We start from the raw sequence: 13,439 nt of genomic DNA on the forward strand, positions 1-13,439 counted from the left end.
ATGAGCGAGATGAAGAAGACCGAAAAGAGCAGGCTCGGCAATGGCGCCATTGTCGCCATCTGCTGTTCCTTCGTCATCGGCATGGTCGGTGCGGCCTATGCCGCCGTGCCGCTCTACGAGATGTTCTGCAAGGTGACGGGCTACGGCGGCACGACGCAGCGCGTCGAGCAGGCGTCCGACGTCATCCTCGACAAGAAGATCAAGGTGCGCTTCGACGCCAATGTCGGCCCGGGCCTGCCCTGGACCTTCGAGCCGGTGCAGCGCGAGGTCGAGATCAGGATCGGCGAGACCGTGCAGATCCTCTACAAGGCCCGCAACAACAGCTCCAAGGCGACGACCGGCCAGGCGACGTTCAACGTCACGCCAGAGGCGACCGGTGCCTACTTCAACAAGGTCCAGTGCTTCTGCTTCACCGAGACGACGCTGAAGCCGGGAGAGGAAATGGAAATGCCCGTCGTCTTCTTCGTCGATCCCGAGATCGTCGGTCCGGTCGAAACGAAGGGCGTCCACACGATCACGCTGTCCTATACCTTCTATCCGCGAGAGGCGTCGAAACCGGTGGTTTCGGCTGTGGACGTGAAGGCGGACAACGCGAACAAGCTTTGAAATATATGCGTTTCCGGCTATGCCGGGAACGGAACGCGATACATTCGGGGATAAGTCACATGGCCGATGCGCATCAGAAGAAACACGACTACCACATCATCGACCCGAGCCCGTGGCCGCTGCTCGCCTCCATCGGCGCCTTCGTCATGGCTTTCGGCGGCATCGCCTACATGCGTTACCTGTCGGGCGGCGCCTTCCACATGTTCGGCATGGACCTCGCCACGCCGTGGGTCTTCTTCATCGGCTTGCTGATCACGCTCTACACCATGTACGGCTGGTGGGCGGACACGGTGAAGGAAGCGCATGAGGGCCACCATACCCGCGTCGTCTCGCTGCACCTGCGCTACGGCATGATCATGTTCATCGCTTCGGAAGTGATGTTCTTCGTCGCCTGGTTCTGGGTCTTCTTCGACGCCAGCCTCTTCCCCGGCGAGCCGATCCAGGCCGCCCGCACCGCCTATACCGGCGGCGTCTGGCCGCCGAAGGGCATCGAGGTCCTCGATCCCTGGCACCTGCCGCTCTACAACACCATCATCCTGCTGCTGTCGGGTACCTGCGTGACCTGGGCGCACCATGCGCTGCTGCACAACGACCGCAAGGGCCTCGTCAACGGCCTTGCGCTGACGGTCGCCCTCGGCGTGCTGTTCTCGGCCGTGCAGGCCTACGAATATGCCCACGCGCCCTTCGCCTTCAAGGACTCGATCTACGGCGCGACCTTCTTCATGGCGACCGGCTTCCACGGCTTCCACGTCCTGGTCGGCACGATCTTCCTGATCGTCTGCCTCATCCGCGCCATGCGCGGCGACTTCACGCCGAAGCAGCACTTCGGCTTCGAGGCGGCCGCCTGGTACTGGCACTTCGTCGACGTCGTCTGGCTCTTCCTGTTCTTCTCCATCTACATCTGGGGTGGCTGGGGCGCCCCGCTCGCCCACGGCTGAGCGGACGAAACGCAACGACACGAACGGCCGCAGCGATGCGGCCGTTTCTCTTTCAGGCGCCTTTGTCGCGGGCTTTCGATTGGACGGGGCGGGTGGTGGCGATTATAGGTGGTGCCCGGCCTTCACGCGATCGGTCTACGAAACGGAATTTCATCATGGACGAAGATAAGGCACTCTATCCGCCCATCGATCCCTTCAGCGCCGGGGCGCGTGGCCGCTGCCCGCGCTGCGGCGAGGGCAAGCTCTTCGACGGGCTGCTGAAGGTCCGGCCGGCCTGCACCAATTGCGGGCTCGACTATTCCTTCGCCGATTCGGGCGACGGGCCGGTCGTCTTCGTGCTGCTCATCGTCGGCTTCGTCGTGGTGGGCGCGGCGCTCTGGATGGAGGTCAACTACAACCCGCCGCTCTGGGTGCATTTCCTGCTCTGGATCCCGCTCGTCATCGGCCTCGGCCTCTGGCTGACACGCATCCTCAAGGGCCTGCTGATCACCCTGCAATACCGCAACAATGCGCGGCCGGGCGAGATCGACCGTGGCTGAGGTGCCGGCAGGCCGCGCGCCGCGCATGGGCAGGGCCAAGACGGTCGTGACGTGGATCGCCTTCTTCGTCGCGCTCGCCATCCTGCTCTCGCTCGGCACCTGGCAGGTCCAGCGGCTCTACTGGAAGGAAGCGCTGCTCGCCGATATCGCCGAGCGCCGCGTTGCCGTCCCCGTGCCGCTTGCCGATATCGAGGCGATGGCGGCAAGGGGCGAGGATATCGAATACCGCCCGGTCACCGTCTCCGGCGTCTTCGCCAACAACCGGGAGCGCCATTTCTTCGCCACCTGGCATGGCCAGACGGGCTATTACATCTATACGCCGCTGCAGCTTGCCGATGGCCGCTTCCTCTTCGTCAACCGCGGCTTCGTGCCCTACGAGGCGAAGGAGCCGGAAATGCGCAAGCAGGGCCAGCTCACCGGCGAGCAGACCGTCACCGGCCTTGCCCGTGCCCGCCTTGCCGACAAGCCGTCCTCCATCGTGCCGGACAACGATCTTCCCAAGAACATCTTCTACTGGAAGGACCTCGATGCCATGGCATCGAGCACCGGCATTGCCGCGGACAGGCTGGTGCCCTTCTTCGTCGATGCGGGCGATGCGCCGAACCCGAAGGGCCTGCCGATCGGCGGCGTCACCCAGTTCGACCTGCCGAACAACCACCTGCAATATGCCGTCACCTGGTACGGTCTGGCCGCGGCGCTGGTGGGCGTGGCGCTCTATGCCCTGTTCCGCCGGAAGGGCGATCCGGCGCCCTGAAAGTGCCGCCTGAAGCTGTTTTCCCTTGGCGCGGTGGCCTGGGACGGCCTATATGGGCGCAAGGCCCCGTCCCATTTCCGGATAACCGATGAGCATGATTGAAAACCGACCGGACTTGACCATCAGGCTGTGCGGCCCGCGCGGCTTCTGCGCGGGCGTCGACCGCGCCATCCAGATCGTCGTGCTGGCGCTGAAGGCCTATGGCGCGCCGGTCTATGTCCGCCACGAGATCGTGCACAACCGCTATGTCGTGGAAGGGCTGGAAGCCAAGGGCGCGATCTTCGTCGAGGAACTCGACGAAATTCCGGAAGAGCACCGCCAGCAGCCCGTCGTCTTTTCCGCCCATGGCGTGCCGAAATCGGTCCCGGCCGATGCCGAGGCGCGCAACCTCTTCTATCTCGACGCGACCTGCCCGCTCGTCTCCAAGGTCCACAAGCAGGCGATGCGCCACCAGCGCCTCGGCCGCCATGTCGTGCTGATCGGCCATGCCGGCCACCCGGAGGTCATCGGTACGATGGGGCAATTGCCGGAAGGCTCCGTCTCGCTGGTCGAGACGGTCGAGGACGCCGACAGATACGTGCCGCCGGACCCCGACAATCTCGGTTTCGTCACCCAGACGACGCTCTCGGTGGATGACACGGCCGGCGTCATCAAGCGCCTGCATGAGCGCTTCCCGAACCTCACGGCCCCCGCCGCCGATTCCATCTGCTATGCCACCACCAACCGGCAGGAGGCCGTCAAGCAGGCGGCGCCCGGCTGCGACCTCTTCCTCATCGTCGGCGCGCCGAACTCCTCCAACTCCAAGCGCCTCGTCGAAGTGGCGCTGCGGGCCGGGGCGACGAAATCCGTGCTGGTGCAGCGCGCCTCCGAGATCGATTGGGAGACCATCGGCGACATTCGCACCGTCGGCCTCTCGGCCGGCGCTTCCGCCCCGGAGGTCATCGTCAACGAGATCATCGAGGCTTTCCGCGCGCGTTACAACGCGGTCGTGGAGCTTGCCGATACGGTCGAGGAGAACGAGCACTTCCTCGTCAACCGTGAACTGCGCAGCATCGAGCTGACCTCGGCCGACATGGCTTTCGTCAATGGCGAGTGAGACTGTGAACCACTCTTGCGCCCCTCATCCCCCTGCCGGGCCCTTCTCCCCGCAAGCGGGGAGAAGGGGAAATCCGGGCCGTCTTCCGTTCCCTTCTTCCCACTTTGCGGTTGGAGGGGAACCTGTGAGCCCATCGCTCCTCGCCCCGCTTGCGGGGAGAGGATGCCGGCAGGCAGGTGAGGGGCAGCGCGCCGCACCGACCACCTATCCGATTGACCCCACCTATCAAGCCTGAGACTCGCCGTGGCCGTCTATACCGATATCACCGAAGACGATCTCTCCCGTTTCCTCGCCGCCTATGACGCAGGCACGCTGCTCTCCTACAAGGGCATCGCCGAGGGCGTGGAGAATTCCAACTTTCTGCTGCACACCACGAAGGGCGCCCTCATCCTGACGCTCTACGAGAAGCGCGTCGATCCGGGCGACCTGCCGTTCTTCCTCGGCCTGATGCACCATCTGGCGGAAAGGGGCCTGTCCTGTCCGCTACCCCTGCCGCGTAGCGACGGCGCGCTGCTCGGCGAGCTTTCAGGCCGCCCCGCCGCCGTCATCTCCTTCCTCGAAGGCATGTGGCTGCGCAAGCCGGCGGCCAAGCATTGCCGGGAGGTCGGCCGCGCGCTGGCGCAGATGCATCTTGCCGGTGAGGGCTTCGAGCTCACCCGCCGGAATGCGCTTTCCGTCGATGGCTGGCGGCCGCTCTGGGACAAGTCCGCCGACCGCGCGGACGAGGTGGAAACGGGGCTGCGGGACGAGATTCCTGGCGAACTCGATCTCCTGGAAGCACGCTGGCCGAAGGACCTGCCGACGGGCGTCATCCATGCCGACCTCTTCCAGGACAACGTCTTCTTCATCGGCGACGAACTGTCGGGCCTGATCGACTTCTACTTCGCCTGCAACGACATCCTCGCCTATGACGTCGCCACCTGCCTCAATGCCTGGTGCTTCGAGAAGGATGGTTCGTTCAACCTCACCAAGGGCATGGCGCTGCTGGAGGGCTACGAGAGCGTGCGCCCGCTGTCCGACGCTGAGGTGGCCGCCCTGCCGCTGCTGGCCCGGGGCTCCGCGATCCGCTTCTTCCTGACGCGGCTCTACGACTGGCTGATGACGCCGCCCGGCGCGCTGGTCGTCAAGAAGGACCCGCTCGAATACCTGCGCCGGCTGCGCTTCCACCGCCAGGTGCTTGACGCCCGCGAATACGGGCTTTCCCGATGAAGCATGTCGATATCTTCACGGACGGCGCCTGCTCGGGCAATCCCGGCCCCGGCGGCTGGGGCGCGGTGCTGCGCTATGGCGAGGTGGAGAAGGAAATGTCCGGCGGCGAGGCTGCGACGACCAACAACCGCATGGAGCTGATGGCGGCGATGAGCGCGCTTTCCGCGCTGAAGAGCCCGTGCGAGGTCGATCTCTACACGGACTCGAAATACGTCATGGACGGCATTTCGAAGTGGATCTTCGGCTGGAAGAAGAACGGCTGGAAGACCGCCGACAAGAAGCCCGTGAAGAACGGCGACCTCTGGCAGGCGCTCGACGAGGCGCGGCAGCGCCACAAGGTCGAATGGCACTGGGTCAAGGGCCATGCCGGCCACCCGGAGAACGAACGCGCCGATGAGCTGGCGCGCAAGGGCATGGCGCCGTTCAAAGGCAGTAGGAGTTAGGAAATAGGCAGTAGGAAACAGAAAGAAGGAATGTTCCCTCTACTGCCTACTGCCTACTGCCTCATCAAAGCTGCTCGATCATCGCTGCCGCGCCGGAAACCGTCGCCTGGCCGGGGCTTTCCTCGACATTGAGCGCCTTCACCACGCCGTCCTCGACGAGCATGGAATAGCGCTTGGAGCGCACGCCCAGCGTGCCGGCGGAAAGGTCGATGTCCATTCCGAGCGCCCTGGTGAAGGCGGCATCCCAGTCGGCGAGGAAGCGCAGCTTGCCCGCGCCGCCCGTCGAGGTCGCCCAGGCGCCCATGACGTGGTGGTCGTTGACGGCGACGACGGCGATGTCGTCCACGCCCTTTGAAAGGATCGCGTCGCGGTTTTCCAGGTAGCCCGGCAGGTGGTTCAGCGAGCAGGTGGGCGTGAAGGCGCCGGGTACGGCGAAGAGCACGACGCGCCTGCCCTTGAACAGCTCGTCCGTCGAGATGTCGGCGGGGCCGTCCGGCGTGCGTTCCTTCAGCTTGAGGTCGGGCAGCTTGTCTCCAACGGCAATGGTCACGGCGTCTCTCCTGTCTGGTGGCAAAATGGCTTGCGGCGGAACTATAGGGGAGCGCTAGTCGATGGCAAGCGGGCTTTCCATCGTCTTCTCGCCGGCGCGCACCGTCAGGCGGATCGGGTCCTTCGCAAGATCGAAGACCTTGGGCTTGTGCAGCACCGGCACCTCGGCGACATAGGCATCGCCCTCAAGCCGCGCGGGGCTCGCCGCACCGAATTCGAAGTTCGACGAGCCTGAAAGGAAGACCTCGGGAAGGGGGCCGTCCGCCGGTGCCTCGAAGCGCACCGTCACGCTCTTGCCGTCCGCCGCCCACGCGCCGGAGAGCGGCTTGAAGCCGTTGCCCGCGCCACGCGGGAGCGTCGCCTCGGCATCAGTGACGGCGGCTTCCTCGAGCGGGTTGGCGAAGCTCTCGTCGCTCGTATCCACCGTCAGTTCCGCCTGCACGGGAATGCAGATCTCCTTGCAAACGCCGATGAAGACGGTGGCGGTGATCGGCCCTCCCGCCTTGTCGAGCGTCAGGGGCAGGCGCACCGGCCTGTCATAGCCGATGTAATGGGTCTCGGCGTCGCCGAGCCGCTTCGGCGCGGGAAAGCCGACCGATGTCAGCGTCGCCCCGGTGATTGCCACCGAGGGGGGAATGCCGCTGCCGCCGGGATCGCGCCAATAGGTCTTCCAGCCGTCATGCAGGCGTATGTCGAGCACGGCGCGCATCGTGCCGTCGGCGGAAGCGGGAAGGGCGACGAGGCGCACGTCCCCGCCCGGCGTCTCGACCCATGAAGAGGACGCGGCGGCGGCGGAAGAGGCGGCGAAAAGCAGCGGGATGGCGGCGATCAGCAGGCGTTTCATGGCCTCATATCTAGCGCCGGCTTTTGCCGCTTGCCAGCAACAAAACCTCGCGCGGTCATCATAAAAGCTTGATCGCGCGCCGGCCCGGCATGCATTTCACGTAAGGCCGGACGGGCGGGCCGGCGAAAAGAACGCTTTTCATTTGGCCGCGAATTGATAGGCTGTCTGCACTATGGCTATGTCGGTTCTGAAAAAGACACGAGAACGCGGCTTCCTTGACGGTCAGTTCCTGATCGCCATGCCGGGGATGGCCGACGACAATTTCGCCCGCACCGTGGTCTATATCTGCGCCCATTCGGAAGACGGCGCCATGGGCTTCGTCATCAACCGGCCGCAACCGCTCAGCTTCTCCGACGTGCTCCTGCATCTCGACCTCCTCGGCGAGGAGGAAGTGATCCGCCTGCCGGGCGCGACGCTCGATTTTCCCATTCGCTGCGGCGGACCGGTGGAAAGCGGGCGCGGCTTCGTGCTGCATTCGGACGACTACATGTCCGAATCCAGCATTCCGGTCAGCGACGAGATCTGCCTGACCGCGACGCTCGACATCGTGCGCGCCATTTCCCGCGGCCGTGGCCCGCAGCGCGGCATGATGATGCTCGGCTATGCCGGCTGGGGCGCGGGGCAGATCGAGAACGAGATCGGCGCCAATGGCTGGCTGAGCTGCCCTGCGCAGGAAGAGCTGATCTTCGACACCAATCTCGACAGCAAGTACGAGCGCGCGCTCGGTCTGATGGGTATCACGCCCGCCATGCTCTCCACGGAAGCGGGCCACGCCTGAGCCGCACCCTTCCGATTTTTTCACCCTCATGGAACCTGTTGCGCTGCACACCGTTCTCCCGGCGCGCCGATGATGGCGCTTGCAACCGGACACAGGGAGCATGACGATGGGCAGCACGAGCGACAAGATCAAGGGCACCGCCAACGAACTGGCCGGCAAGGCCAAGCAGGCCGCGGGCAAGGCGACCGATAGCCCGAAGATGCGCGCCGAAGGCGCCGCACAGGAAGCCAAGGGCAAGACCCAGAAGGCCGTCGGCAAGGCCAAGGACGCGGTCAAGGGCGCCGTCGACCGGCTCTGATTCTGTCTGGGTGGCCAAGGCCGTCCAGTCCTTTTCGAACAGGGATACCCGCGCCGGCAAGAGCCGGCGCGGGTATCCTGCCGAATGCACCGAACGATCCGGGACGCCATGAAACTCTTCACCTGCGGGACCTGCGGCCAGACGATCCATTTCGACAACCGCCTCTGCATGCGTTGCGGCGCGCCCCTCGGCTTCCTTGCCGCGGACGTGACGCTGCATGCCCTGCTGCCGGAAGGCGAGGGCGTCTGGAGGACCGCGTCGGGCGATGGGCTCTATCGCTACTGCGCGAATGCCGTCCATGATGTCTGCAACTGGATCGTTCCCGCCGACAGTCCGCATGCCTTCTGCGAGGCCTGCCGGCACAATCGCATCGTGCCCACCACCGATCCCGTCGGGCTGGAGCGCTGGCGGCGCATCGGCGCGGCGCAGCGGCATCTGTTCTATTCGATCCTGCGCTGGAAGCTGCCGCATCCGACCCGCGAGGAGGACCCCGCCGGCGGCCTCGTCTTCGATTTCCTCGCCGACGAGCTGGATGCGAACGGCAATGTCGTCGCGGCCGCCATGACCGGCCACGAGGATGGTTTGATCAGCCTGCGCGCCGCCGAGGCGGACGATGTGGTGCGCGAGAGCGTGCGCGTTGCCATGGGCGAGCCCTATCGCTCGCTGCTCGGCCATTTCCGCCATGAGGTGGGGCATTTCTACTGGACGCAGCTCGTCCGCGACGAGGCGACGCTGGAAGAGGCGCGCAATCTCTTCGGCGACGAGCGCGAAGATTACGCCGCTGCCCTCCAGCGCAACTACGACGAGGGGCCGCCGGCGGACTGGCAGGAGCGGTTCATCAGCACCTATGCAAGCTGCCACCCGGCCGAGGATTTCGCCGAATGCTGGGCGCATTTCTTCCATATCGTTGATACGCTGGAAACCGCCCGCGCCTTCGGCCTCAACACCGATCCGAAAGGGCATGAGGAGCTGGAAGCGGAAGTCACCTTCGATCCCTACCGGGCGCCGAATGCCGGCCGGCTCGTCGAATCCTGGGTTCCGCTCAGCGTCGCGATGAACGCCATCCAGCGCTCCATGGGCCAGCCCGACAGCTACCCCTTCGTGCTCTCCCCGCCGGTGGTGGAGAAGCTGGATTTCATCAATCGGCTGGTCAGGGCAGTAGGCAATAGCCAATAGGCAGTAGGCAGTAGAAACTACCTACTGCCTACTGCCTATTGGCTATTGCCTACTGCCTCTTACGCCCGCTTCATCAGCGGAAAGCGTTCCTTCAGGAGACGCAGCACCGAGTCGTAGCCGATCGGCGGGCCGAAGATGTAGCTCTGGCCGAACTCGCAGCCCATGTTGCCGAGCTCGATGGCGTCCTCTTCCGACTCGATGCCTTCCGCGACAACCTGCATTTCCAGTTCCCGCGCCATCGAGATGACGGAGCGCAGCAGCACGGTGCGCTTGTCGGAACCGTCGCGCACCAGCGCCTTGTCGATCTTGATCGTGTCGAAGGGGAAGCGGGTGAGATAGGAGAGCGAGGAATGGCCCGTGCCGAAATCGTCGAGCGCAAGGCCGAGGCCGACATCGCGCAGCTTGTTGAGGATCAGGCGGGCCTGTTCCGGATTTTCCATCACGACGGATTCGGTGAGCTCCAGCTTGATCTTCTGCGGCTCGCAGCGGGTGCGGGCGAGCGCCGCGCGCACGTCGTTGTAAAGTTCGTTGTTGAGAAGCTGCGCGCTCGACAGGTTGACCGAGACGAAGACCGGAAGCTCGCCGGTCTGGAGCTGCCAGTCCATCAGGTCGCTCGCGGCCTTGTCGAAGGCGAAGAGGCCGAGCTGGTTGATGAGGTCGGACGCCTCCGCGATGGGGATGAACTCGGCCGGCGAGATATTGCCGCGCTTGGGATGGTCCCAGCGCATCAGCGCCTCGAAGCCGGCGATTTCCGCATCCTTGAGCCGGACGATCGGCTGGTAGACGAGGGAAAGCTCCTTGCGCTCGATGGCGCGGCGCAGGTCCGTCTCGATCTGAAGGCGGTCGGCGCCGAAGGTGCGGAAGGCGGGGCGGAAGGGCTCGACGCGGTTGCCGCCGGCCTTCTTGGCCCGGTACATGGCAAGCTCGGCATCGTTGAGCAGGCCGGCCGCATCCTCCTGCTGGTCGACCCAGGAGACGAGGCCGATGGAGGCCGTCAGGATGATCTCGCGGCCGCCGAAATTGATCGGCACCATGATCGCCTTGCTGACCGCATCGGCGAAATCCGCCACCTTGGCGGGATCCCGCTCCGACATGAGGATCAGGCCGAACTGGTCGCCGGCAAGCCGGGCCAGCGTATCCTGCGGCTTGAGGAGCCGGCGCAGGCGCCGGGTCAGCGCGATGAGGATATTGTCGCCGGCGGCGATGCCGAGCGCGTCGTTGACCTGCTTGTAGCGGTCGATGTCGATGGTCAGCACCGTCGGGCGCACGGTCTCGGAACTGGCGGTCAGCGACAGGATCGATTGCAGCCGGTCGAGGAAGACCTGGCGGTTCGGCAGGCCCGTCAGGTTGTCGTGCAGGGCGTCCTGCAAGAGCCGGTCGATCGAGTTGCGCTGCTCGGTGATGTCGATGATCGTGCCGACGCAGCGGATGATCTCGCCATTGGCGCCGAGCACGGGGCGGGCTCGGATCGAGAGCCAGTGGTAGTGGCCATCCTCGGCGCGCACGCGGAACTGATGGTTGAGCCGGCCCTTGCGGTGCTCCAGCAGCACGTCGAGCGTGGCGCGGAAGCGGTCGCGGTCGTCGGGATGGAGGCGCGGCAGCCAGTTGCGCGCCGGGCCGTGCATGACGCCCGGCGCAAGGCCGAGCTGGATGGAGATGTCGGGAATGGTGACGACGCGGTCGCGCGCCACGTCCCAGTCCCAGACCGTGTCGCCCGAGCCCGTCAGCGCCAGCGACTGGCGCTCGAGATCGGAGAACAGGCCCTGGCTGTAGGCGCCGCCGGCAAAGGCGTGCTGCATCACCGTGAAGCCGATGAGCAATACGATGAGGACGAGGCCGCCGCCGAGCGCCGGCTGGATGATGTCGTTGTTGAGCTGGCCCGTTACCGTCAGCCAGGCGCCGAACAGCCAGACGAGGATCAGCGCCCAGGCCGGCACGAGCAGGATCGCCCGGTCATAGCGGTTGAAGCCGAGATAGGCGATGAGCACGATGCCGACCGTCGCTGTCAGCGCGAAGGAGAGGCGGGCGATGCCCGAGGCGATCGGCGGATCGTAGATCGCGACGCCGAAGAGCAGGCCGAGGCCGAGAATCCAGGCGAGCGTCGCATAGGCGAGATGCGCGTGCCATCGGTTGAGGTTGAGATAGGTGAAGAGGAAGACGACAAGGCCCGCCGCGAGGAACACCTCCGTTCCCGCGCGCCATATCCGCTCGTCGCCCGCCGTGATCGAGATGAGCTTGGAGAGGAAGCCGAAGTCCACGCAGATATAGCCGAGCACCGCCCAGGCGAGCGCCGCCGTCGCCGGCAGCATGGAGGTGCCCTTCACCACGAAGAGGATGGTGAGGAACACGGCGAGCAGGCCCGCGATGCCGAGCACGATGCCGCGATAGAGCGTGAAGGCGTTGACCGTGTCCTTGTAGGCGTCCGGCTCCCAGAGATAGATCTGCGGCAGGTCGGGTGTCGCGAGTTCCGCGACGAAGGTGACGACCGTGCCGGGGTTGAGCGTGATGGAGAAGACGTCCGCCTCCTCGCTCGGCTCGCGGTCGAGCGCGAAGCCCTCGCTCGGAGTGATCGAGATGATGCGCTTGGAGCCGAGGTCCGGCCAGAACAGTTTTGACTGCACGAGGCGGAAATGCGGGGCGACGATCACGCGGTCGATCTGCTCGTCGGAAACGTTGGCGAGCGCGAAGACGGCCCAGTCGCCCTGGTGCTCGTCGGAGGTGGCCCGCACCTCGATGCGCCGCACGATGCCGTCGGTGCCGGGCGCTGTGGAAACCTGGAAGGCCTCGCCCCGGCCGGTATAGATCTCGGTGGTGGCGGTGAGGTCGAGCGCGGTGTCGTCACGGGAGATTTTTACCGGCTCGACGGCATAGGCGCGTCCCGGCAGCATCCCCGCAAGGAGGATCGGCACCAGAAGGATGAAAGCGAGCAACCGGCTGGCACGCAGCGCTTGCGGCACGAAGGAAGACGTCATTGAAAGTGCATTGTCCTTAGGTACTGCCCAGTCCTGCCGCGCCCGGTGCCGCCTGGGGCCGCCTGTCGGCGGCCAGAAGCGAGAACATCACGTGGTCGCGCCACTCCCCGTTTATCTTCAGATACTCCCGAAGGTAGCCTTCCCGCTGAAAGCCGGCCTTTTCAAGGAGACGTATGCTTCTTGTATTGTCTGGAATACAGGCTGCCTCGATACGGTGCAACTGAAGGCTCGAAAAGATATAGGGTATGGCGAGGTTGAGTGCACCGAACATGTGGCCCTGGCCGGCATGGCGCTCGCCCATCCAGTAGCCGATCATGCAGCATTGCGCCGCTCCGCGCCGGATATAGCCGACGGTGAGGCCGCCGAGCAGCGTCTTCTCCTCGCGCGTGAAGACGAAGAGGGGGACGGCCTGCCCCGACGAAAATTCCTGTTCATTACGAAGGACGCGGGCGCGGAAGGCGCCTTCCGTCAGGTCGTCGCTTCGCCATGTCGGCTCCCAGGGTTCGAGGAAGCGCCGACTCTGGGAGCGCAACGCATACCATTGCCTGTAGTCCTGGAAACGGGGGAGGCGCAGCAGGTGCCGTTCGCCGGCAAGTTCCACGGTGTCGGGCTGGCGCGACAGAAACCGAAAAACCGACCGTGCCATTCAGTCCTCCGCGCGCCGTCCTCGTGGCGGCCCCTTTCTTACAAAGACTATGCCGAGAGGCTCGCCGGCGTCAAATGAAACGGGGCAGTCCTATGGAGCCGGCGACACCCCTTTTTCGTTCGCGTCGCCGGGCCGATTAGGGCCTGTCTCGGTGCTATGCAAAAGCCGCATGTCAGCGGTGTGAGCATATGCATTTTCTTTAGGCAGGAGGTCGCTTATCTATTGATCAACGCAAGGGAAACACAAAGGAATTGAACCATGAACATCTTCGCAAAGCTCAAGAAGAATGCCGCTGACCGCCGCGCCGTCCGTGAACTCGGCGCTCTCGATGACCGCGCCCTGCAGGACCTCGGCATCTCCCGCTCGAACATCCAGGCTGCCGTCAAGGGCATGGTCGTTTTCGGCTGATACGGCCTGGGGCCAACGCCCCGCGCCATGAGGGACGACATCGGCGCGCCATATCCGGCAGCGCCAGTCCGGTCATCCCGCCCCATTCATCGGGACCTCTCTCCTCCCAGGGGCCCGATCAGGCAACCCGCCGCAAGGCGGGTTTTATTTTGCCCGCTTGCGGGTCCCCAGGATATCGGAAAA

At 65.0% G+C, this 13,439-nt stretch carries 15 protein-coding genes; 11 read left to right on the forward strand and 4 right to left on the reverse strand.

All coding sequences use genetic code 11. The annotated features are described in order from the left end of the window. The 7 genes from ACZ48C_RS24660 (at nt 1) to rnhA (ending at nt 5,585) form a co-directional block, all read left to right on the forward strand. A complete protein-coding gene (locus ACZ48C_RS24660) occupies nt 1-606 on the forward strand; it encodes a cytochrome c oxidase assembly protein (protein WP_119254518.1) in 606 nt (201 codons plus the stop codon). 59 nt (nt 607-665) lie between these two features. Next, entirely contained in the window at nt 666-1,544 is an 879-nt protein-coding gene (locus tag ACZ48C_RS24665) for a cytochrome c oxidase subunit 3 (RefSeq protein ID WP_119254519.1), read from the forward strand. Between the two features lie 155 nt (nt 1,545-1,699). Then, the gene (locus ACZ48C_RS24670) at nt 1,700-2,083 is read left to right on the forward strand and encodes a DUF983 domain-containing protein (RefSeq protein WP_119254520.1); all 384 of its coding nucleotides are present in this window, start codon (nt 1,700-1,702) and stop codon (nt 2,081-2,083) included. A gap of 25 nt (nt 2,084-2,108) precedes the next feature. Continuing rightward, on the forward strand, nt 2,109-2,837 hold the full coding sequence (locus tag ACZ48C_RS24675) for an SURF1 family protein (protein ID WP_464783943.1): 729 nt from the start codon (nt 2,109-2,111) through the stop codon (nt 2,835-2,837). Between the two features lie 88 nt (nt 2,838-2,925). Then, entirely contained in the window at nt 2,926-3,933 is a 1,008-nt protein-coding gene (gene ispH / locus ACZ48C_RS24680) for a 4-hydroxy-3-methylbut-2-enyl diphosphate reductase (RefSeq protein WP_313192268.1), read from the forward strand. A gap of 243 nt (nt 3,934-4,176) precedes the next feature. Continuing rightward, nucleotides 4,177-5,142 (forward strand): homoserine kinase, encoded by a 966-nt coding sequence (locus tag ACZ48C_RS24685; protein ID WP_119254523.1) that lies wholly within the window; start codon nt 4,177-4,179, stop codon nt 5,140-5,142. Continuing rightward, complete coding sequence (rnhA, locus tag ACZ48C_RS24690; RefSeq protein ID WP_464783301.1) at nt 5,139-5,585, forward strand: ribonuclease HI; 447 nt, start codon at nt 5,139-5,141, stop codon at nt 5,583-5,585. The genes ACZ48C_RS24685 and rnhA overlap by 4 nt, the downstream gene beginning before the upstream one ends. A 64-nt stretch (nt 5,586-5,649) precedes the next feature. Here the strand turns inward: rnhA and ACZ48C_RS24695 are convergent, their stop codons facing one another. Next, nucleotides 5,650-6,135: a peroxiredoxin gene (locus ACZ48C_RS24695; RefSeq protein WP_454634287.1), complete on the reverse strand. Its 486-nt coding sequence runs from the start codon at nt 6,133-6,135 to the stop codon at nt 5,650-5,652. A gap of 54 nt (nt 6,136-6,189) precedes the next feature. Next, the gene (locus tag ACZ48C_RS24700) at nt 6,190-6,978 is read right to left on the reverse strand and encodes a protein-disulfide reductase DsbD domain-containing protein (RefSeq protein WP_464783302.1); all 789 of its coding nucleotides are present in this window, start codon (nt 6,976-6,978) and stop codon (nt 6,190-6,192) included. Nucleotides 6,979-7,150: 172 nt separating this feature from the next. On the opposite strand from ACZ48C_RS24700, the gene ACZ48C_RS24705 reads away from it, so the two are divergent. The 3 genes from ACZ48C_RS24705 to ACZ48C_RS24715 all read left to right on the forward strand — a co-directional run bounded on the left by ACZ48C_RS24705 (nt 7,151) and on the right by ACZ48C_RS24715 (nt 9,230). Then, nucleotides 7,151-7,756, forward strand: a complete 606-nt coding sequence (locus tag ACZ48C_RS24705) for a YqgE/AlgH family protein (protein ID WP_119254527.1) — start codon at nt 7,151-7,153, stop codon at nt 7,754-7,756. Nucleotides 7,757-7,862: 106 nt separating this feature from the next. Continuing rightward, a complete protein-coding gene (locus ACZ48C_RS24710) occupies nt 7,863-8,054 on the forward strand; it encodes a CsbD family protein (protein WP_306035209.1) in 192 nt (63 codons plus the stop codon). A gap of 108 nt (nt 8,055-8,162) precedes the next feature. Continuing rightward, nucleotides 8,163-9,230, forward strand: a complete 1,068-nt coding sequence (locus ACZ48C_RS24715; protein WP_464783303.1) for a zinc-binding metallopeptidase family protein — start codon at nt 8,163-8,165, stop codon at nt 9,228-9,230. 59 nt (nt 9,231-9,289) lie between these two features. On the opposite strand, the gene ACZ48C_RS24720 is transcribed toward ACZ48C_RS24715, so the two are convergent. Beyond that, on the reverse strand, nt 9,290-12,202 hold the full coding sequence (locus tag ACZ48C_RS24720) for an EAL domain-containing protein (protein ID WP_119254529.1): 2,913 nt from the start codon (nt 12,200-12,202) through the stop codon (nt 9,290-9,292). Between the two features lie 16 nt (nt 12,203-12,218). Then, nucleotides 12,219-12,848 carry a GNAT family N-acetyltransferase gene (locus ACZ48C_RS24725; RefSeq protein WP_119254530.1) on the reverse strand — a complete coding sequence of 210 codons (630 nt, stop codon included), beginning with the start codon at nt 12,846-12,848 and terminating at the stop codon, nt 12,219-12,221. A 258-nt stretch (nt 12,849-13,106) separates the two neighbouring features. Here ACZ48C_RS24725 and ACZ48C_RS24730 point away from each other — a divergent pair, with 258 nt between their 5' ends. Next, on the forward strand, nt 13,107-13,256 hold the full coding sequence (locus tag ACZ48C_RS24730) for a DUF1127 domain-containing protein (protein ID WP_119254531.1): 150 nt from the start codon (nt 13,107-13,109) through the stop codon (nt 13,254-13,256). Nucleotides 13,257-13,439: the final 183 nt, after the last annotated feature.

The sequence above is a fragment of the Shinella sp. 1A1 genome, from assembly GCF_055379515.1.

Bases quoted from the DNA above. Each gene is read 5' to 3' on its own strand.
- ACZ48C_RS24720 (WP_119254529.1), bottom strand. From the start codon at position 12,202: ATGACGTCTTCCTTCGTGCCGCAAGCGCTGCGTGCCAGCCGGTTGCTC.
- ACZ48C_RS24675 (WP_464783943.1), top strand. From the start codon at position 2,109: ATGGGCAGGGCCAAGACGGTCGTGACGTGGATCGCCTTCTTCGTCGCG.
- ispH (WP_313192268.1), top strand. From the start codon at position 2,926: ATGAGCATGATTGAAAACCGACCGGACTTGACCATCAGGCTGTGCGGC.
- rnhA (WP_464783301.1), top strand. From the start codon at position 5,139: ATGAAGCATGTCGATATCTTCACGGACGGCGCCTGCTCGGGCAATCCC.
- ACZ48C_RS24670 (WP_119254520.1), top strand. From the start codon at position 1,700: ATGGACGAAGATAAGGCACTCTATCCGCCCATCGATCCCTTCAGCGCC.
- ACZ48C_RS24660 (WP_119254518.1), top strand. From the start codon at position 1: ATGAGCGAGATGAAGAAGACCGAAAAGAGCAGGCTCGGCAATGGCGCC.
- ACZ48C_RS24725 (WP_119254530.1), bottom strand. From the start codon at position 12,848: ATGGCACGGTCGGTTTTTCGGTTTCTGTCGCGCCAGCCCGACACCGTG.
- ACZ48C_RS24700 (WP_464783302.1), bottom strand. From the start codon at position 6,978: ATGAAACGCCTGCTGATCGCCGCCATCCCGCTGCTTTTCGCCGCCTCT.
- ACZ48C_RS24705 (WP_119254527.1), top strand. From the start codon at position 7,151: ATGGCTATGTCGGTTCTGAAAAAGACACGAGAACGCGGCTTCCTTGAC.
- ACZ48C_RS24715 (WP_464783303.1), top strand. From the start codon at position 8,163: ATGAAACTCTTCACCTGCGGGACCTGCGGCCAGACGATCCATTTCGAC.
- ACZ48C_RS24730 (WP_119254531.1), top strand. From the start codon at position 13,107: ATGAACATCTTCGCAAAGCTCAAGAAGAATGCCGCTGACCGCCGCGCC.
- ACZ48C_RS24665 (WP_119254519.1), top strand. From the start codon at position 666: ATGGCCGATGCGCATCAGAAGAAACACGACTACCACATCATCGACCCG.
- ACZ48C_RS24710 (WP_306035209.1), top strand. From the start codon at position 7,863: ATGGGCAGCACGAGCGACAAGATCAAGGGCACCGCCAACGAACTGGCC.